Raw genomic sequence first — 18,281 nt, 5'->3', positions numbered from 1 at the left:
CTCTTTAAGGCATTCTGCTTTAAAGGGAAAGTTAAACGAGAGATATGCGCTTTAGCCTCTATCCTCAGCGGTGTAAGAGACCTCTTCTCTCCCGCACATATTGGAGATTCCACAATGAGTGGTAAACATCCTTTAGTTCAAGCTGTTGAAAATGCACAGTTAAAAACTGATATCCCTGCTTTTGCTCCTGGTGACACAGTTGTTGTTCAGGTTAAAGTAAAAGAGGGTGATCGTGAGCGTCTTCAAGCATTTGAAGGTGTTGTAATCGCGAAGAAAAATCGTGGTTTAAACTCAGCTTTCACAGTTCGTAAAATTTCTAGCGGTGTTGGTGTTGAGCGTGTTTTCCAAACTCACTCTCCAATTGTTGCTAAAATCGAAGTGAAACGTCGTGGTGACGTTCGTCGTGCTAAACTTTACTACCTACGCGAGTTGTCTGGTAAAGCTGCACGTATTCGTGAGAAATTACCAGCTCGTAAACAAGGTTAATTTTAACTTTGTTGTAAAGCATAAAAATGCGCCAATTGGCGCATTTTTTTATACCTCTTATTTTACAGTCCTTGTAATTTAAGACGATTAGCATGTTGACGGTAGATATCAACGGGATCAGGTGCAAACAGTGCTTTTAATCCCATTACATGATTGACTTCATCCGCGTGGTTCCATGGCAGATTATCACGTATAGTGCGACCAAATTTCGCACTGCAACGGCTGACCATGCCATCGTTATCTCCTTTAGGATCAACAATCAGGCTGCTACCGATAAATATTGGGTCAAGTGGATCAAGAATATTGGTCGCGGCTTGAACGCCAGAAAAGGAATACATATAAATTCCTTGTTCTTGATAGCTACCTTCTCCACAAGCAGTCGTTGGAACGCCCATTGGATATTGAGCATTAAACTTTTCTGAACCTTCCACAGAAATACTTTGTCCAGCCGCCTCAGCATCATGAGGGTAGCTTTGGGGATCAAGTCCTTGGGCCCAAACAGTTGCCGCTGAGAAGAAATTAGTCAAGGCAATACTCGCATCACCAAACATGGTTCCCGAACTTTTCATTAAAAGACTAGCAACAGGTGAGCCTTTATGAGTGCCACTCACACTAGTTATAGACGCTACACTTTCAGGAAGCATCGCTGCAACATAGCGGGAAGTTGGTCCGCCTTGGCTATGAGCGATAAAGTTCACTTTGGATTGGCCTGTAATCGCTAAAATCTCTTCAGTTTGCTGTAAGAGTTGCTCACCACGAACTTCATTTGAGTTAAATGGGGATAAACGGGCAGCCCAAACATTGCCGCCATTTCTTGCAATATTGGGTAAGATCTGATGCCAATAATCGACCCCCATCGGGTCACTACCTACACGGGAAAAGCCCGCGACACCATGGACAAAAACAATGGGATATTTGGTTTTTGCATAGTCTGAAATAACAAAGCTGCTTTTGACTTGGGTCGCATTTGAAGCATAGCTTGTTGAGATACCGATGGTCATTACAGTTAAAGCAAGATAACGAATTAAATTTTGCATTTTATTCTCTTTTAAAATTCCTAAATTGGGTCTTTAATGATTTATTTGAATTCGACATTGCATCGTTGTCCTTTGATGATCTTTCAATGTCTTGTGCTTGTTTTTTAATAACTAAATGGTAGTGTCCCTCCTTGATCATAGATCGTTTCAAATGTTTGTAGACGTTGTTGTTCTTGTGTGGATTTGAATTGTTGTTGTTTGAGCCGTTGAATTGCTTGAGTCTTGGCAGACGCACTCATATTGCTATCGATGATGGTTTTACGTTCTTCTAAATAGGATTGTACTCGTTGCTTCCATACTGATCTTTGTTGATCAAGTTGTTCTAGGCGTTGTGTTGCTGCTTCGCCAACTAAATGAAGACGCATATCACGTAATTCTTGTGGTGAACCATTGCGGGCTTTAATTTGTGCTGTTAATGCACGTAAATCTTCTAATCTAGATAAATCTTTAATATTTTCTTGCCAGTCCTGAGGAAGTTGTTCAAAACGCTCTTGGAGTAATTTGGCTTTAGTTGACGTATCTAGCGAGTTATTCTCTAAAATTTGCATACGATCTAGAGTGTATTGTTGATATTCATCTTCTGTGCCGAATAACTCCTCTATTTCTGTGGTAGAAAAGAAGCGTTGTTTTAGATCTTGTATGGCGTGAAAAGCTGCTTGGAAATAGCGATAGTTTTCCTTCGCTGTTTTATGTATTTGTAGTTGGCTCAGTGCTTCGCGGTAATCTAAATAACGAGACCAAAGTGCTAAGATTTGCTGTTGTTGTGCTGATTGAAAATGATGTTCTAAATAAAGTTGAAAATTCTTGCGAATTTCTGTGATATTTCTTTCTCCATACTGTGATAGGAAATATTCGAAACAGTTTCGGGTTTGTTCATTTATGATCAATTTTTTTGAGGCATTAAATTGCAACTGACAATTGGTTTCTGTGTCTGTCTGGCTTGAGCTTTGAAATCCAAGTAATGTTTGGGCTAAATTATTGTGTGAATTGAGTTGCTGAACGTGTTGACTAGATTGATTTTCAGAAGACGATGTTATATTTACTGAATAGTTTTCGGACTTCGGATAGAACCAATAAATAACGACGATACATAAAATGGAACTGAGTATGAGTCCAGCGTAGATGATCGTTTTGTTTCCTTTCTTATTCATAAAACCGCATCCATTTTTCTTTTGTTTTCGAAAGCGAAAAGAGTCTAGCATGATTGATTTTTTTTTGAACAGTTATTTTTAAAAAATTAATGAATAGTTTTGATAAAATGTATCTTTGTATTTCGACTTTTTATTTATGAAAAAAAGTGCTTATCGTCATTTGAGTGGTGTATTTCTTTTAAATAAGCCAATAGGGATGAGTTCAAATGGAGCATTGCAAAAAGTACGTCGACTTTTTAATGCACAAAAAGCAGGACATACAGGTGCTTTAGATCCATTAGCAACAGGTTTATTGCCGATTTGTTTAGGGGAAGCAACCAAATTTTCTCATTATTTATTGGATTCAACCAAACGTTATCAAACGACGGTAAAGCTTGGACAAACCACAACCACAGGTGATATCGAAGGTGATGTTCTGCAAAAGCGAAATGTTCCGCTCTTGACTCGTGAAAGTATAGAACAGGTTTTGGCTCAATTTCGTGGTGATATCCAGCAAGTCCCTCCGATGTATTCTGCATTGAAAAGAGAAGGCCGCCCTTTATATGAGTTGGCACGTCAGGGCATTGAGATTGAACGAGCAGCGCGTCCTGTCACGATTTATGATCTAACTTTGGTGAGTTTTAACGAAGATAGTTTAACTTTAGATGTGACCTGTTCAAAAGGGACTTATATCCGTGTACTTGGAGAGGATATAGGTGAAGTTTTGGGTTGCGGTGGTCATTTGACGTATTTACATCGTACTCAGACGGGTCATTTTGAAATTAATCCAGACTATACCATTGAGTATTTAGAAAGTTTGTCACAAGAACAACGGGATGCATTATTGCTTCCAGTGTATGCACCTGTAGAACATTTTCCACGTGTTCAATTACCAGAAGGACGTGAAAAATATTTTGGTAATGGTCAAGAAAGCAATATTGATCATGAGGCTGTAGCTGAGGTGCTAGTTTTTGATGGAGAGCGTTGTTTAGGTTTAGCTGAAATTACTGATAAAAAACGTCTTGTACCAAAACGCTTACTCAACTTATAAGGTCTTTCTCCATGGAATGGGAACTCATTCTCAGCTTAGTCTTCTTTGCTTTTTGTGCGGGGACGATCGATGCTGCCGTTGGTGGTGGTGGATTGATTCAAATTCCTGCATTGATGGGCGCACTACCTCAAACGGCACCAGCCACGATTTTTGGAACCAATAAACTCGCTTCGATTTGCGGTACTGCCTCAGCAGCATTTTCATTTGCACGACGGGTAAAATTGAAGTGGCCACTATTGTTGGTGATTGCAATTTTTGCATTTGTCAGCTCATTTGCAGGGGCGGCATGTGTCTCAATGATTCCGACACATATTCTAAGACCATTTGTTTTGATCATGTTGATTGTGATTGCAGTCTATACTTTGATGAAAAAGCAATTTGGGCAAGTGCATGTCGATCAGCGGATTACACCGAAGCTGCTTATGTTCGCTGCGATGGGAAGCTTAGCAATTGGTTTCTATGACGGTATCTTTGGCCCAGGGACGGGTAGCTTCTTTATTTTCTTTTTCATTCGCTTTCTACAAGTTGATTTTTTACATGCTTCAGCCTTGTCGAAGATTGGCAATTTTATGACCAATCTCGCTGCACTCAGCTTTTTTGTCCCCACAGGTCATGTGCTGTTTACATTGGGTTTGATGATGGCGGTTGCCAATATTGCGGGTTCATTACTCGGTGTTCGTTTGGCGTTAAAATATGGTAGTGGTTTTATTCGTATCTTATTTTTGATTTTAGTGAGTATCTTAATTTGCCGTTTGGGATATCAGATTATTGTTGCGGTTTGATTCAAAAGATAAAGTTTGACAACAAAAACATACTTAAATGATGCTGTCTAAAAAACGCACACTTTCTAAGATGAGATTCTAGCCAAGTTCCACAGTATCGAGATATGTCTCGTGTTGTGGTTGTTAGCCAATTTTAGAGGTGAAGAATGAATATATTTGAAGCACTACGAGAAAGTCATGATAAGCAACGTTCACTTGCAAAAAAATTAGTTGAAACTAGCGGGCATAGTGAGGAGCGTAAAGAGCTTTTTGATTTGTTGAAGAATGAACTCTATGCACATTCAGTTGCTGAAGATCGTTATTTATATATTCCACTGATGTTTGATGATGTCGGGTTGGACATTACACGTCATGCCTTGGCTGAACATCATGAAATGGATGAATTAGTCGAGACACTTGAACAAACAGATATGAGTAGTCCAAGCTGGTTGGCAACTGCTAAACAATTAAGTGAAAAGGTACATCATCATTTAAAAGAAGAAGAGCGTAAATTTTTCCAGCAAGCTGGAAAAATCTTGGCAGATGCTGAAAAAGAAAAATTAGGTAAACAATATCTTGCGGAGTATAAAAAATATAAAACCGAAACAGCTTGAGGCCAAAAAGAAGCTATTGTGACTTTACGGGGCTGGAGATTTCTCTCCACGTAAGGTCACACCAATGGATGCGATCATAATACAAAATAAGGCAACCCACTGAATCAGGCTGATTTGCTCATGGAGAATGACCAATCCCGCCAATGCCGCTAAAGCAGGCGCTAGACTGGTCAATGTCCCGTAACTCAGTTTACTTAAACGTTTCAATGCCATTAGATCGAGCGCATACGGAATCGCTGTTGCAAGGATCGCAATCACGAGAGCTTTACCCCAATATTGGGTATCTAGAAGAACAGGCGCATTATTCCATAAACCAAATGGCAATAAGGTCAAGGCAGATAATGCGATGGCAATCGTTAATGCATGCATTCCTATATTTTGTTGCGCGACCCGATGTCCGTAGTAAATATACAAGGCCCAAAAAATCCCCGCACCTACAGCGCAAGCAGCACCAAAATAAGAGAAATTATGTTGGTTGGCATCATGCCAAGGGACCATTAAGGCAATGCCTAAAATTGCAAATGCGACCCAAAGATAATCACTGCGTTGTTTGATTGAAAGCAATGCTAACCCTAGCGGTCCAATGAACTCTAAACCTACAGCAATGCCTTGAGGAAGCTTGCCCAGAGAAGTGTAAAATAAAATATTCATACAGCCTAAGGATGCTGTATAAAGCAGTAAATCTCGCCATTTCAGGTGTTTGAGCTTGGAAATGATAGTCCAAGACCGAAACATGATTGCCACGATGATTGTTGCAAAGCTCAGCCTTAAAATCGTCACAGTGAGGGGATCAAGTGTTGTGATCAGCTGTTTAGCAAATGACGCGCTGATTTGATAAGCCACCATGGACAACACCATGTAAAGCACAGCAACCAATTGGAGATTTTTCATTTAGCCTCTTTTTGTTGTCGAGCGCGTTGCATGGTAAAAGTACAACCGATGGAGGCGATGATAATGGTGGTTAAGGCGAGCCATTGATTCCACAATAATTTTTCACCTAAAAATACAAAACCTGAAAGCGCCGCAACTGCAGGTTCTAAGCTCATTAATGTACCAAAACTCAAAGGCGTTAGATTGCGCAAAGCAATCATTTCTAAGGAGAATGGCAAGGCACTGGCGAGAATTGCAAGCCCAATAAAATAATACAGATTTGGCAGTTCAAAAACACGATCAATTGCACCAGAAAATACTGCAAAAGGCAGCAAACACAGCATACCGATGCTCATTCCAAGACAGACGGTATGATTGCCAGAAATACCTGAAGGCTTTTGTCCTGCAATAATATAGAGTGCCCAACATGCACCTGCACTGACGGCAAAGAATACGCCAATAAGATCAAGACTATGCTGAGCCTGTTGCAATGGAAATAAGAGAATCAAGCCTAAAATGGCACAGCCAACCCAAATAAAGTCATATTTTTGGCGTGCATGATAGAGTGCGACGCTTAAAGGTCCAATAAATTCAAAAGCAACGGCAATCCCGAGAGGAAGTCGCTCTAGCGATAAGTAGAACAATCCATTCATTCCAGCCAAAGCAATCCCATAGCTTAAGATCGCTTTCCAGCGGACTGCACGAAAGTTAATAGTCCAAACTTTGAAAATTACCGCCAAAATGATTGCACCTAAACATAAACGCATCGCAGAAACGGTCAAAACTGGGAAACTTTGGAATAAAATTTTTGCTAAAGAACCACTGCCTTGAACGCAAATCATTGCAAGCATCAATAATGCTATGGCATAGAGTGGTGACTTTAGAGAAGAATTGGACATTTAATCATCAATCAAGTTGGTGTAATTTTCACATAATAATTTAATTTTATCTCAAGATTGGTTGTGAAACGAGCATAATTTAATTGATTTTGAAGTTGCGATGATGACTGTTTTAATTATTAAATAAGTTTTAAGGTTCTTTTTAATAATTATTTATTTATATCATTTTATCGCTCAGATTTTATTGATCCTATTTTACGAATAACTGTCATACATATTCAGATTCATTGGATTCTAATTCCAAGTTTGATGAAGTGCTTAATCTTCTAAATTCGTGTGAATAGTCGTGAGAGTCGATGCGGTTCGTCAGATCACTAAACAAAGCTTTCTGTATCTCTGCTATAAAACTTGGGGGGCGTTATAGACCCCGAAAAGTAGTAAAACTGACAATACTTAAATAAATGAAATAATAATTATGGAGATAATAAGATGTTGAAAATAAAACAAGTTTTTGCCATCGGTATCGTTACATTTATTCCTTTTGCGGCATACGCTGCACCTGCCTTTAAAGCACCTTTTGCCTGTGGTCAAACTTGGAGTTATAGCACTTACCCAGGTCACAACTATAATGCTTTAGATTTTGTGCGCTGGGATAATGGTGCGACATCAGGAGCAGCTGTGATTGCTTCTGCTGGTGGAACTGTATCGGTAAGTTCGATCGGTTGGAATGGTGGTGCAGGTAATATGGTGGTGATCAATCATGGAAATGGTTGGTCAACTCATTATTTTCATTTAAATGCCATTCATATCAGTGTGGGGGCTTCAATTGGTCAAGGTCAACAAATTGGTACTGTTGGAAGTACAGGGCAGAGTACAGGACCACATTTACATTATGAACAACGCTTAAATAGTACAGCACAAAGTATTGTGATTAATGGAAACTCGCTTGCGCCTTATCCAGGAAGTTATGGGCAAAGAGTTCTCACCAGTGATAATGGTTGTGGAGGTACAACACCTCCACCACCGCCACCAAGTGGCAATAAATATTGGGTAGACACGTGGGCGGATGCCAATGGACGTTCTAGTCCGGGTGGTACGATTACAGGAACATTATATAAAGGGACCCATTATGTGTATTGTAAGGTTTGGGGACCGAAGGTTCAAAACTCGACAGGTACACAGTGGAACCATTGGTGGTTAAAAACAGATTTAGATGTTGGTCCGACCAATCAATGGGTTTCCGCGTATATGCTATCTCGTTGGGGTAATGATGAAGCCAAAGATAATAGTGGTGTCGTTATTCCAAACTGTCCTTAATCGTTGAGCAAAAAAAATCACAGCTAATGCTGTGATTTTTTTGCAGTCAATGGACTTAGAACAATACACGTACGCGAATTGTACCTTCTACATTATGTAGCGTATCCAAAGCTTCTTGAGATGCAGAAGCATCAACATCCATTACCAAGTAACCGATATCGCCTTTAGTCATTAATGACTGGCCAGAGATATTGATGCCTTGTTCAGCAAATAAGGTGTTGATCTTAGACAATACACCTGGCACGTTTTTGTGGATGTGAAGTAAACGGTGTTGACCATCAGAAAGCGGTAATGCGATTTCAGGGAAGTTCACCGCAGAAAGCGTCATACCTTTGTCTGAATATGCAACAAATTTCTCAGCTACTTCTAAACCAATGTTCGCTTGCGCTTCCATGGTTGAACCACCAACGTGTGGAGTCAAGATCACGTTGTCTAAACCACGTAGTGGTGAAACAAACTCTTCACCATTCGCTTTCGGCTCTTTCGGGAATACGTCAACCGCTGCACCTGCAAGGTGGCCTGATTTAATCGCATCTGCAAGATCTTCAATAACAACACATGTACCACGTGCTGCATTTAAGAAGATCGAACCTTGTTTCATTTTTGCAAACTGTTCTTTCTTGAAGAAGTTACGTGTAGATGGTACATCTGGAACATGTAATGAAACTACGTCAGCAGTTGCTAAAAGTTCATCCATAGAACCAACTTGACGAGCATTACCTAAAGGTAATTTAGTCACAGCATCAAAATAGATGACTTTCATACCCAAGCTTTCAGCTAAAACAGAAAGTTGTGAACCAATTGAACCGTAACCGACAATACCTAAAGTTTTGCCACGAGTTTCATACGAACCAACAGCTGATTTATCCCAACCGCCAGCATGTGTAACTTTTGATTTTTCAGGAACACGGCGAAGTAATAAAATAGTTTCAGCTAGAACGAGTTCAGCAACTGAACGTGTATTTGAATATGGTGCGTTGAAAACAGGGATACCACGCGACATCGCTGCTTTTAAATCGACTTGGTTTGTACCGATACAGAAACAACCTACCGCAATCAATTTATTCGCTGATTCAAAGATCTCTTCAGTCAATTGAGTACGCGAACGAATACCAATAAAGTGCGCATCTTTGACAGCGGCTTTTAATGCATCGCCTTCAAGTGCAGTTTTGTGGTAATCGATATTGGTATAACCCGCAGCGTTTAAAGTATCGATAGCGTTTTGATGAACGCCCTCTAACAATAGAAAACGGATTTTATCTTTAGGGAGTGATAGATGTTGGCTCATAACGGCTCTACGCTATATCAGGTCGGATTTAAATCGCCGTATCATAACATGTTTGATCAAAATGAGGGCGATTTGATTGCAAATTGGGGCATCGAAATACTGATCATTTTTCATGGAAATGTTGACTGATTTTCAAGTTTAGCCTTGTACGATGCAGTATCTTGATGCAATGCTTTATCCAATGCACGCTTCGATGTAAAATGGATAGACCTAATGCGCTCACCTGAATATAAACGGGTTTGAGCTGTTCTGTAGTGTTGCTATATTTGAGTTATCACATCATCTTCATTTTTCTCAAGATTAGAAAAATAATGTGGTGATTCAAATGCCCTATATTTACTTCTTGCTAGGCCTATAAACGATGAATGCTTCAGTCGCTTTAACCCCTGAGTTATTGACCCAATTAACGGCAATTGTGGGTGAAAACCGTATAAAAACCGATGCCGATAGCTTGGAAAATTGGGGACGAGATCATACTAAACATTTTGATCCGAACCCATCAGTCATCGTTTTTCCATCAAGCACTGAGCAAGTTCAGTCTGTTGTTAAACTTGCCAATCAATTTAATGTTGCGATTACACCATCAGGTGGTCGTACAGGGCTTTCGGCTGGTGCGGTGGCAAGCAATGGCGAGATCGTGATTAGTTTTGACAAGATGAACCAAATCTTGGAGTTCTTCCCAGCAGATCGTATGGTACGTGTCCAAGCAGGTGTGGTGACTGAGCAACTACAGAATTATGCCGAAGAACAAGGCATGTACTATCCAGTGGATTTCGCATCAGCGGGTTCAAGCCAGATCGGTGGGAATATTGGTACTAATGCAGGCGGGATCAAAGTCATCAAATACGGTATGACACGTAATTGGGTGCTTGGCTTAACAGTTGTTACAGGTAAAGGCGATATTTTACACCTAAACAAAGGTATGATTAAAAATGCGACTGGTTATGCCTTACAGCATTTATTTATCGGCGGTGAAGGTACACTTGGTTTAGTTACAGAAGCTGAAATTAAACTTGAGCGTCAACCACAGAACTTACAAGTGATGGTTTTGGGTACACCTGATTTTGAGGCAGTGATGCCAGTATTACATGCTTTCCAAAAAGAAATCGATTTAACTGCGTTTGAGTTTTTTGGTGAAGTGGCAATGCAGAAAGTTTTGGATCGCGGTCATGTACAGCGTCCATTTGAAACACAAGCGCCATTTTATGTGTTACTGGAATTTGAAGCGCCGTATGAGCCGATCATGGACAAAGCCATGCAGATTTTTGAGCATTGCATGGAGCAGGGCTGGGTGATTGATGGTGTGATGAGCCAAAGCCTTGATCAAGCGCAAAGCTTATGGCGTTTACGTGAAGATATTTCTGAGTCTATTGCACCGTTTATTCCATATAAGAATGATATTTCAGTGCTGATTACGCATGTACCAGCATTTATCAAAGAAATTGATGCAATTGTTGCTGATAACTATCCAGATTTTGAGATTTGCTGGTTCGGTCATATTGGTGACGGTAACTTACACTTAAATATTTTGAAACCTGAAAACTTAACTAAAGATGAGTTCTTTGCGAAGTGTCAGGTGGTGAATAAATACGTATTTGATACCGTGAAAAAATATGATGGATCGATCTCTGCCGAGCATGGTGTGGGAATGACCAAGAAGCCATATTTGGAGTATTCTCGTTCGCCTGAAGAAATTGAATATATGAAAGCATTGAAGCTGGCATTTGACCCGAAAGGAATTATGAATCCAGGCAAATTATTTGATCTTTAATGCTTGATTAGATAAAAGAATTTCTGCTAAAAGCGTATCGTAAGATGCGCTTTTTTATTTTGAGAATTAGAAATGAATAATAAATTACAAAATTATGTGCTGCCATTAAAAGTGAAACCTGAGCATAAGAAAGATGGTGACGTTATTTTTTATATAGATCAAAAATTAGTGAATAGAAAAGATGAAATAGCTTTAGGATTAATGCTTATATCTAACAGGCAACTATTTGGAGAAGTTTATCGTCATTTGATCGGAGAATATTTCTATCAAATGGGACCAAATAGTGGAGTGCTTATAAGACCTTTTGCTAAGTCGCAAGATATTTTATCTAATCTTAGTTTTCCGGGAGATATTGATCTATTAATAATTCCATATGAAGATGGTCGTTTAGTCGTTTCAAAGTAAGCGTCCGCTGAATCCCATACCTATTTTTTAATTCGATTTAGGTTTCCAGCAGTGCGGCAGCAATTCTTCAATTTGGGTCACTTTGTGTGTCGGTAACCTTTTCAGCACATCACTTAAATAGGCATACGGATCCAAGCCATTCAGCTTTGCTGACTGGATTAAAGTCATGATGTTTGCCGCTCGCTGACCACTGCGCAGCGAACCTGCAAACAGCCAGTTCTTGCGTCCCAACGCCCAGGGACGCATCTGATTCTCTACCCAATTGTTGCATATCGGTAGATTGCCATCATCCAGATAGCGGCTTAAGGCTGGCCAACGCTTCAGAGTGTAATTGATAGCCTTGGCGGTGGGAGAACTCGATGGCACTGTCAGATGATGTTGGTTGAGCCATTCATATAGTTGTTGCATCACTGGTTGACTATGCTGTTGTCGGTATTCGCGGCGGTCTTCCGCTGTACCATCGGTCTTTTTCCTGAGTTCTGCTTCTATCGCATACAGTTTCTGAATCAGCACTAAGGCCTGTTCAGCAACCTGACTTTTCCCAGTTACATGCAGTTCATGGAATTTACGACGTGCATGGGCCATGCACCCCACCTCAATCACCTGGCCTGATTTAAAACGTGCTTTATAACCACTGTAATCATCACAGACTAGATAGCCCTGCCAGCCTTTCAAGAACTCTTCAGCATGCTGGCCTGAACGACTATCCTGAAAGTCATAGATCACCGCCTGAACTGGATTATACTGTGTGGTGGCATAGGCCCAGACATAACCTTTCTTCGGTTTTTTATTATTCTCACCCATCCGCATGATGGTGACCGGTGTTTCATCTGCATGCAGCACCCGCTGTTGCAGCACCACCTCTTTTAAGGCATTGGCCAGAGGTTCCAGTTCTACACCGCAGCGACCTATCCAGTCAGATAAAGTGGATCTGGACAGATCGATGCCCGCCCGCTGATAGATCAGACGTTGACGGTACAGCGGCAAATGATCGGCATACTTCGATACCAGCACATGGCTGAGCAATTCAGGTGAAGCAATGCCTTTATCAATCACATAGGCGGGCATCGCTTGCTGAGTTAGAGTGTCACACTGATCACAGACCCATTTACCACGCACATGCTGTTCCTTATAGAACTGTGCCGGTCTGAAATGCAGTTTTTCACTGACATCTTCGCCGATACGACGGAGTTGGCAGCCACAAGCACATTGGGTTGATGCAGGTTCATGCTCAATACGGATGGTGTGTAGATGATCTGGCAGTGGTCGACGTTTAGGTTTATTGGTTTTGGCTTTCTGTGTCGCTGCATTGGTTTTATCTGCATTTAGCCGTTCCAGTTCTAGATCAACCGCGGCAATATCTTCTTCAACCGCTTCATCCCACAGATGGATTTGTTTTGCCGTTAAGTGTTCATTCTTTTGGGCGAATTTGTGCTTTTTAAACAGCGCCAGTTCATGCTCGTATTTTTGATTGAGAATAGAAAGATGTTGAACTTTGGCATCCAATTGTTGGTTTGATTGTGCTAGAGACTGATGCTGCAGCGCCAACTGCCTGGTGAATTCCAGCAGTTGTTCATGGGTCAGTTGGCTTAAGTCAGGCAGCGTATTCATGACCGCAGTATGCCTGAGGTCATGAGAAGAATGAAATAGAACGTTTGGAGAATAGCAGAATGGTCGAGCCTGGTTTAAAGCATCGTCACCACCTGCTGTCGTCCAATGCGCTGCCAGGGCAAACCTTGGATCAGTGCCTGTAACTGTTCCGGGCTGAGGGCCACGGTTTCACCTTGGTGAACTTGAGCCCAGTGAAATTTGCCCTGTTCCAGCCGCCGGGCACACAGCCAGATGCCCAATCCATCATGTACCAGCACTTTCATGCGATGGCCACGTTTATTACAGAACAGGTAAGCACAATGCGGTTTGATGTAGCCAAAGGCTCTCACCACCTGAGCCATGGTCGTATCCATACCTGCACGCATGTCCATGGGCTGAGTAGACAACCAGATTTCATCAATGCGGATCATGTTGCAAGTGCCTTGAGTAATTCTGCCAAGGCAGGTATTTCTGATGTCTGCCATTTTAGCTGAATATCATTATTCGTATGAGGCACGGTGATACACAACGTGATCCTCTCATCAATAGGTTGGCTGATTGCAGCAGTGTAAGGCAAAGCAATAAATGCTGGATTCACATGAGTAGGATCCTGCACGGCACCCTCATGATGGCTGAAGATCCTGATCCAACGACTGACAAGGTTGGCATTAATACTATGTTGCAGTGCGACCGAAGCGATCGAGGTATTAGGATTTTTGCAGGCATTGACAATACTGAGTTTGAATTCTTTGCTGTATTTTCGGCGTTTTTTAGCAACAGGAGGTGTTGCTGAATATATATCCATGTTCATGGATTAAGTCCCCACTTGTTTTTAGGTGGGAACTAAATTAAGGCTTATAGGATCGCTTGGTAAGGCTGTGTTAGCCGGATGCTTACGTTTCAAAGACATTAGCAATTGAATTAAAAATTCTAAGAGCAAAATTTTCAAACCAAAAAAAATCACCTAACGAATTTGGTTTCTCTCAGGCTTCTGGATTATTAAATGCTGGATTTCCTTATGTTGCTGTTGTGCACCTAATAGTTTCAGATACTAGTCCCGAGGATGCTTGGCGTGAGATATTAATGGCTAAAGTTATCGATGCGGATAGTGGTGCAATTGAGTTATTAGGAAATGAAAAGAAAGATATGATGCCTGCTGATCTTATTCAAAGGAGTTTTGGGCGATTAAAAGCCCATTCCTTAGACGAAAATTTAGGTCTGTTATCTTGTTATATGGAAAGTGAAAATAATAATGCTATTTGGTCTCCTATGGGACAAACAGCAAAATTTAATAGCCAAAGTAGTTTACAAACTTTTGAACGGATAGCTGACTATTATTATGAAAATTATAAATTCTTTTTAGATACAAAAAGATATAATGATTAAATAAACCGACCATTATTAATCTAAGCTTTTTATTGGAAGTATTCTATTTTTCCTTATACGCTTTCCAACCTGTCAAAATATGATAAATCAATGGTAAAAGACAAAGTGCAAAGAAGCCACAAATCGCAGCAGCCCAGATAGGTATTTTCTGTGGATTGCCTAAAAAGAAATAAGCAAAAATCGAATAAGATAGCATCCCAAACATCGCCATTGCGCCGAGTGGAAGGGTAATTCTAAAAATTAAGAAGTTAGCCAAGGCTTTGTAAGGATCCATATTCCGATTTAAAGCATAGGCAATAATCATGACCAAGATATAGCCCATAATAAACAGCATAAATAGGGTAGCGGCAAACAGCAGACCTGTGCGCCAACTCTTTTCTTGTGCAGACTGATCACCTGCCTCATAAACAACTTGAATATGATCTCCGACCACGGGCACATCACCTGAACGGACTGAATTATCCAAGACTAATGTTCTGTTTTGATCATCTTTGAATTGAACTTGCGCTGTATGCATTAAGGTTCTGGTTTTATATTTACGCTCGTTAGAATCTGTGCGTTCGATATCGACCCATTCAGAGGTATAGCTCACGATGGTTGCATCATAGCTCGGTTTGGTTGCTAAGCCATATACAGCTTGTGAAACCCAATAGGTAAAAGGGAAAAATAGGGAGCTGATACTGAACACAACAACAAATAAATAAGCAAATTCAAACTTACTGCTGTCACGATTTTTGGCTAAACGTTTTAGCCAAAACTTTGTCAGCAGAAAAGACCAGAGACACAAGATCGCAACCACCACCAAGAAAACCTGTCCTGCATAAGTCAGTTGCATGCATGATCCTATTTGTTATATTGAATAGACAGTGATTTTATCAAATGGTTATCTTTTTAAAATCAAATGAATTAGAACAGTAAAAATATTATTGTCTCTCACAAGTCTTAATTTTTAAATCATGAAGTAATACAAATGAACATCCACCAAGAAATCGAAAAACTATTTCAACAGCGCCAAGACATACCATTATTTTATATCGAAAGTGGTAGTCGTTTATGGGGTATGGCTAGCCCTGACAGCGACTATGATGTACGTGGTTTTCATTTACCGAGTAAAGATCAATATTTTGACTATAAAAAGTACCGTGATCTAATTGAAATCATGGATGGGGATTTTGATTTCGTTTCTTTTGATCTCGATAAAATGTTTGGATTACTGGCAAAAAGTAACCCAACGGTTTTGGAATGGGTCAGAGCGCATATTGTGTATTTTAATGCTTTTCCAGAATGGCAAACGTTTCGAGATGGATTGTTAGAGCGAATCGATTATAGTGCGCTGTATCACCACTACTTATCGCTGGCAAAAGGTGGGATGAAAGTGATGCAAACCGCAGATAATTTTACCTACAAGAAAGTATTTTATTCGATTCGTGGTTTGATGTCGGCAGAGTTAGCAACTCAAGAAGTGATGCCTGAATTATTGATTACCGATTTATTTGCACAAGTTTCTGAACATGATCCATTACGTCATTGGGCAGAGGATTATTTGGAAATTAAAAAACAGCAGAAAGAAAAAGCCCAACTCCCTGAAGTGGAACAAGCAGCGATTCTGAATTTACTTAAAACTAAGATTGAGCAGTTGGCTGCTAAAGAGATGCAAAAAGCTGATCGTCGAGAGGGCTTAGAGCGTTATTTAACGGAGTATAGCCGACATATGAAGCAGTATTATTATCAGTAAAATCATTTGCTTATATTTTTCTTTGTCTTGACGGAGTCGTATTGTGTTCTCATTCATATTTAAGATTAGCCTTCGGCTGGAGTTACTTTGGTTTTGCCCAAAGTAACCAAAGGCATTGTCATCTGCAAAACCTGTTCACTTCTTGCATTAATTAAAATCTATCGCAGAAACAGTATCTTCTTGAAATCACGCAGGTTGCAGATGACATTACCGAGTATCATATATTTTATGAGGATTTGATAAATAACCAATCTTTGTTCTAAATCCCACTTTCCAAAATACGCACTTTCACATCAGCCACATGCGCTTTGGTCGCTTCAAAATGCTTTAGCATATGTGCCGTTTGCATATGTGCCTCAAGATGAGCGGTACTTTCCCATTGCTCTAACATCATAATGCTATTTTCATCTTGTGACTGCATTTCAATCGCTGGCAGATGATCAATCAATGGGGCATAACCATGACAACCTTCTTCTGCTAATACAGTTGGAATGATTTTTTGGAATGCATCTAATACGGCTTGGCGGTGTTCTGTGCCTGCATGTGTCTGAATTTCAGCAATAATCGTCAACATAGTATTTCTCTCTTAATTCATGTTCGTAAAAAACTGATCTAAATGGGCTTTATAATCTTCGATATAGCTTGGGACATTTGGCATTTTGATTACATCATTTACGATAAAGGTCGGGAGTGATTCCATACCCAAGAATTGATTGGCTTTATGGAAAGGTAAATACACACCATCTACACCCACACCGTGAAAGAATTGATCAGGATCAGTGAATGCTTCCATTGGTGCATTCCATGTGAGCGACAACATGTACTTTTTACCTTGTATCAAACCGCCTGAACCATATTTTTTAGAAGCATCAGAACGGCTACGTCCATCGCTGGCATAAAGTGAGCCATGACCAATCGTAAACACATCGTCAATGTATTTTTTCATGGTCCATGGCGCTCCCATCCACCAACCCGGCATTTGATAGATCACTACATCTGCCCATAGATATTTTGCTATTTCGGCTTGGATATCATAGTCACAGTCAGTACGTGTTACTTGTACCGTATGACCTAAGCTTTTTAAATGTGATTCTGAAAAGTCGGTCAAGGTGTCATTCAATTCACCATTTGAGTGAGCGAATTGTTTAGCACCATTAATAATTAAAATATTGCTCATGGAGTAACTCAAAAATAGATTTCTAAAACTTGAGTGCATTCTAGAGCGTCTATTCATGAGTAAAAATGTATAAATAAGCAAAATACTATTGACCAAAAATCAACGATTGCTTGATGAACGCTGCTTCCAAGTTCGCTCTCAGTCGCTTATATCGTAAATACAACATGGATCTGCAGCACGTATACATATAACGACTAGTCGATTTATTTCTGAGGAGTAACATAAATAGGTAATGCTTAGAGGAAAATGAAAAATGCACAAACTTTGTATGATCTTAGGCGTTGGGTTGTTTTTGACTGCATGTAATCAACCTACGCAATCGTCTCAACAGCAAATGGATACAAAACCGAGCACAGCGATGCATGCGGTATTATCAGATCAGCCGAATTTATTTGATGAAGACAGTAATCTAAAAATAGATCAGCAATTTAATCGTGCAGAAAATCCTAGTGAAGCACAAGTGACAGTTGAACAGTCTCAACTCGATGATTCTGTGATTGCCATTCGTACAGAATATCAATTAAAACGTGATCAAACGGTGTGGAAAATCGTGAATAAGAAACAAAGTTATCAATGTGCTAGAGGGGAGAACACAGCTAACTTCCAATTTGAGTTATGCCCTTGATCCATTGATATGATTTTGAGTTGACTGAAAGATAGACAATATTGTGGATAACTTTTGGGTTATTCACATATTAAAACATTTGCCTAAATTGCGGTCATTTTTAAAAAGTGCTACAGTTGCGCGTGGAAATTTTTCCTAACGATAAAATATTTTATCAATCTCACGAAAATATATTTTTTCTTATATACACCTTGTGAAT

Annotated in this window: 21 protein-coding genes; 10 read left to right on the top strand and 11 right to left on the bottom strand. The window is 40.1% G+C overall.

Annotated features, from left to right (window positions below):
- Positions 1-114: 114 nt before the first annotated feature.
- Entirely contained in the window at positions 115-486 is a 372-nt protein-coding gene (gene rplS, locus F927_RS15110) for a 50S ribosomal protein L19 (RefSeq protein ID WP_004641247.1), read from the top strand.
- A 62-nt stretch (positions 487-548) separates the two neighbouring features.
- On the opposite strand, the gene F927_RS15105 is transcribed toward rplS, so the two are convergent.
- Positions 549-1,523 (bottom strand): lipase family alpha/beta hydrolase, encoded by a 975-nt coding sequence (locus F927_RS15105; RefSeq protein ID WP_005086978.1) that lies wholly within the window; start codon positions 1,521-1,523, stop codon positions 549-551.
- A 104-nt stretch (positions 1,524-1,627) separates the two neighbouring features.
- Positions 1,628-2,674: a lipase secretion chaperone gene (locus F927_RS15100; protein WP_005086976.1), complete on the bottom strand. Its 1,047-nt coding sequence runs from the start codon at positions 2,672-2,674 to the stop codon at positions 1,628-1,630.
- A 136-nt stretch (positions 2,675-2,810) separates the two neighbouring features.
- Between F927_RS15100 and truB the strand changes: the two genes are divergently transcribed.
- The 3 genes from truB (at position 2,811) to F927_RS15085 (ending at position 5,079) form a co-directional block, all read left to right on the top strand.
- On the top strand, positions 2,811-3,704 hold the full coding sequence (gene truB, locus F927_RS15095) for a tRNA pseudouridine(55) synthase TruB (protein WP_005086974.1): 894 nt from the start codon (positions 2,811-2,813) through the stop codon (positions 3,702-3,704).
- A gap of 11 nt (positions 3,705-3,715) precedes the next feature.
- Positions 3,716-4,486 (top strand): sulfite exporter TauE/SafE family protein, encoded by a 771-nt coding sequence (locus F927_RS15090; protein WP_005086972.1) that lies wholly within the window; start codon positions 3,716-3,718, stop codon positions 4,484-4,486.
- Between the two features lie 146 nt (positions 4,487-4,632).
- The gene (locus F927_RS15085) at positions 4,633-5,079 is read left to right on the top strand and encodes a hemerythrin domain-containing protein (RefSeq protein ID WP_005086970.1); all 447 of its coding nucleotides are present in this window, start codon (positions 4,633-4,635) and stop codon (positions 5,077-5,079) included.
- A gap of 24 nt (positions 5,080-5,103) precedes the next feature.
- Here the strand turns inward: F927_RS15085 and F927_RS15080 are convergent, their stop codons facing one another.
- Both F927_RS15080 and F927_RS15075 read right to left on the bottom strand, forming a co-directional pair.
- Entirely contained in the window at positions 5,104-5,970 is an 867-nt protein-coding gene (locus F927_RS15080) for an EamA family transporter (protein WP_005086968.1), read from the bottom strand.
- On the bottom strand, positions 5,967-6,848 hold the full coding sequence (locus F927_RS15075) for an EamA family transporter (protein WP_005086966.1): 882 nt from the start codon (positions 6,846-6,848) through the stop codon (positions 5,967-5,969). Before F927_RS15075 ends, F927_RS15080 begins: the two co-directional genes overlap by 4 nt.
- A 429-nt stretch (positions 6,849-7,277) precedes the next feature.
- Here F927_RS15075 and F927_RS15070 point away from each other — a divergent pair, with 429 nt between their 5' ends.
- Positions 7,278-8,105 carry a M23 family metallopeptidase gene (locus tag F927_RS15070; RefSeq protein ID WP_005086965.1) on the top strand — a complete coding sequence of 276 codons (828 nt, stop codon included), beginning with the start codon at positions 7,278-7,280 and terminating at the stop codon, positions 8,103-8,105.
- A gap of 55 nt (positions 8,106-8,160) precedes the next feature.
- Here the strand turns inward: F927_RS15070 and serA are convergent, their stop codons facing one another.
- Positions 8,161-9,393 carry a phosphoglycerate dehydrogenase gene (gene serA, locus F927_RS15065; RefSeq protein ID WP_005086963.1) on the bottom strand — a complete coding sequence of 411 codons (1,233 nt, stop codon included), beginning with the start codon at positions 9,391-9,393 and terminating at the stop codon, positions 8,161-8,163.
- Positions 9,394-9,754: 361 nt separating this feature from the next.
- Here serA and F927_RS15060 point away from each other — a divergent pair, with 361 nt between their 5' ends.
- A complete protein-coding gene (locus F927_RS15060) occupies positions 9,755-11,164 on the top strand; it encodes an FAD-binding oxidoreductase (protein ID WP_005086962.1) in 1,410 nt (469 codons plus the stop codon).
- Between the two features lie 72 nt (positions 11,165-11,236).
- Positions 11,237-11,569 (top strand): hypothetical protein, encoded by a 333-nt coding sequence (locus tag F927_RS15055; protein ID WP_005086961.1) that lies wholly within the window; start codon positions 11,237-11,239, stop codon positions 11,567-11,569.
- A 27-nt stretch (positions 11,570-11,596) separates the two neighbouring features.
- Here the strand turns inward: F927_RS15055 and F927_RS15050 are convergent, their stop codons facing one another.
- The 3 genes from F927_RS15050 to F927_RS15040 form a co-directional block, all read right to left on the bottom strand.
- Positions 11,597-13,180, bottom strand: a complete 1,584-nt coding sequence (locus F927_RS15050; protein WP_005080957.1) for an IS66-like element ISAba25 family transposase — start codon at positions 13,178-13,180, stop codon at positions 11,597-11,599.
- Positions 13,181-13,254: 74 nt separating this feature from the next.
- Positions 13,255-13,590 carry an IS66 family insertion sequence element accessory protein TnpB gene (tnpB, locus tag F927_RS15045; RefSeq protein ID WP_000618091.1) on the bottom strand — a complete coding sequence of 112 codons (336 nt, stop codon included), beginning with the start codon at positions 13,588-13,590 and terminating at the stop codon, positions 13,255-13,257.
- A complete protein-coding gene (locus tag F927_RS15040) occupies positions 13,587-13,970 on the bottom strand; it encodes a transposase (RefSeq protein WP_001055585.1) in 384 nt (127 codons plus the stop codon). Before F927_RS15040 ends, tnpB begins: the two co-directional genes overlap by 4 nt.
- Positions 13,971-14,242: 272 nt before the next feature.
- Between F927_RS15040 and F927_RS15035 the strand changes: the two genes are divergently transcribed.
- Positions 14,243-14,545, top strand: coding sequence for a hypothetical protein (locus tag F927_RS15035; RefSeq protein ID WP_005086960.1), 303 nt, complete (start codon positions 14,243-14,245; stop codon positions 14,543-14,545).
- Positions 14,546-14,588: 43 nt separating this feature from the next.
- On the opposite strand, the gene F927_RS15030 is transcribed toward F927_RS15035, so the two are convergent.
- Complete coding sequence (locus F927_RS15030) at positions 14,589-15,380, bottom strand: hypothetical protein (protein ID WP_005086959.1); 792 nt, start codon at positions 15,378-15,380, stop codon at positions 14,589-14,591.
- Positions 15,381-15,515: 135 nt separating this feature from the next.
- Here F927_RS15030 and F927_RS15025 point away from each other — a divergent pair, with 135 nt between their 5' ends.
- The gene (locus F927_RS15025) at positions 15,516-16,280 is read left to right on the top strand and encodes a nucleotidyltransferase domain-containing protein (protein ID WP_005086958.1); all 765 of its coding nucleotides are present in this window, start codon (positions 15,516-15,518) and stop codon (positions 16,278-16,280) included.
- Positions 16,281-16,539: 259 nt separating this feature from the next.
- Here F927_RS15025 and F927_RS15020 read toward each other — a convergent pair whose 3' ends face one another.
- Positions 16,540-16,854 carry a putative quinol monooxygenase gene (locus F927_RS15020; RefSeq protein WP_005086955.1) on the bottom strand — a complete coding sequence of 105 codons (315 nt, stop codon included), beginning with the start codon at positions 16,852-16,854 and terminating at the stop codon, positions 16,540-16,542.
- A 12-nt stretch (positions 16,855-16,866) separates the two neighbouring features.
- Complete coding sequence (locus F927_RS15015; RefSeq protein WP_005086951.1) at positions 16,867-17,457, bottom strand: NAD(P)H-dependent oxidoreductase; 591 nt, start codon at positions 17,455-17,457, stop codon at positions 16,867-16,869.
- Positions 17,458-17,710: 253 nt separating this feature from the next.
- Between F927_RS15015 and F927_RS15010 the strand changes: the two genes are divergently transcribed.
- Positions 17,711-18,082 carry a hypothetical protein gene (locus tag F927_RS15010; RefSeq protein WP_005086949.1) on the top strand — a complete coding sequence of 124 codons (372 nt, stop codon included), beginning with the start codon at positions 17,711-17,713 and terminating at the stop codon, positions 18,080-18,082.
- Positions 18,083-18,281 lie beyond the last annotated feature (199 nt).

This window comes from Acinetobacter haemolyticus CIP 64.3 = MTCC 9819 (assembly GCF_000369065.1).
Lineage (GTDB): Bacteria > Pseudomonadota > Gammaproteobacteria > Pseudomonadales > Moraxellaceae > Acinetobacter > Acinetobacter haemolyticus.
This window is presented reverse-complemented; position numbering and strand designations above follow the sequence as displayed.

Bases quoted from the DNA above. Each gene is read 5' to 3' on its own strand.
- rplS (WP_004641247.1), top strand. From the start codon at position 115: ATGAGTGGTAAACATCCTTTAGTTCAAGCTGTTGAAAATGCACAGTTA.
- F927_RS15105 (WP_005086978.1), bottom strand. From the start codon at position 1,523: ATGCAAAATTTAATTCGTTATCTTGCTTTAACTGTAATGACCATCGGT.
- F927_RS15100 (WP_005086976.1), bottom strand. From the start codon at position 2,674: ATGAATAAGAAAGGAAACAAAACGATCATCTACGCTGGACTCATACTC.
- truB (WP_005086974.1), top strand. From the start codon at position 2,811: ATGAAAAAAAGTGCTTATCGTCATTTGAGTGGTGTATTTCTTTTAAAT.
- F927_RS15090 (WP_005086972.1), top strand. From the start codon at position 3,716: ATGGAATGGGAACTCATTCTCAGCTTAGTCTTCTTTGCTTTTTGTGCG.
- F927_RS15085 (WP_005086970.1), top strand. From the start codon at position 4,633: ATGAATATATTTGAAGCACTACGAGAAAGTCATGATAAGCAACGTTCA.
- F927_RS15080 (WP_005086968.1), bottom strand. From the start codon at position 5,970: ATGAAAAATCTCCAATTGGTTGCTGTGCTTTACATGGTGTTGTCCATG.
- F927_RS15075 (WP_005086966.1), bottom strand. From the start codon at position 6,848: ATGTCCAATTCTTCTCTAAAGTCACCACTCTATGCCATAGCATTATTG.
- F927_RS15070 (WP_005086965.1), top strand. From the start codon at position 7,278: ATGTTGAAAATAAAACAAGTTTTTGCCATCGGTATCGTTACATTTATT.
- serA (WP_005086963.1), bottom strand. From the start codon at position 9,393: ATGAGCCAACATCTATCACTCCCTAAAGATAAAATCCGTTTTCTATTG.
- F927_RS15060 (WP_005086962.1), top strand. From the start codon at position 9,755: ATGAATGCTTCAGTCGCTTTAACCCCTGAGTTATTGACCCAATTAACG.
- F927_RS15055 (WP_005086961.1), top strand. From the start codon at position 11,237: ATGAATAATAAATTACAAAATTATGTGCTGCCATTAAAAGTGAAACCT.
- F927_RS15050 (WP_005080957.1), bottom strand. From the start codon at position 13,180: ATGAATACGCTGCCTGACTTAAGCCAACTGACCCATGAACAACTGCTG.
- tnpB (WP_000618091.1), bottom strand. From the start codon at position 13,590: ATGATCCGCATTGATGAAATCTGGTTGTCTACTCAGCCCATGGACATG.
- F927_RS15040 (WP_001055585.1), bottom strand. From the start codon at position 13,970: ATGAACATGGATATATATTCAGCAACACCTCCTGTTGCTAAAAAACGC.
- F927_RS15035 (WP_005086960.1), top strand. From the start codon at position 14,243: ATGGCTAAAGTTATCGATGCGGATAGTGGTGCAATTGAGTTATTAGGA.
- F927_RS15030 (WP_005086959.1), bottom strand. From the start codon at position 15,380: ATGCAACTGACTTATGCAGGACAGGTTTTCTTGGTGGTGGTTGCGATC.
- F927_RS15025 (WP_005086958.1), top strand. From the start codon at position 15,516: ATGAACATCCACCAAGAAATCGAAAAACTATTTCAACAGCGCCAAGAC.
- F927_RS15020 (WP_005086955.1), bottom strand. From the start codon at position 16,854: ATGTTGACGATTATTGCTGAAATTCAGACACATGCAGGCACAGAACAC.
- F927_RS15015 (WP_005086951.1), bottom strand. From the start codon at position 17,457: ATGAGCAATATTTTAATTATTAATGGTGCTAAACAATTCGCTCACTCA.
- F927_RS15010 (WP_005086949.1), top strand. From the start codon at position 17,711: ATGCACAAACTTTGTATGATCTTAGGCGTTGGGTTGTTTTTGACTGCA.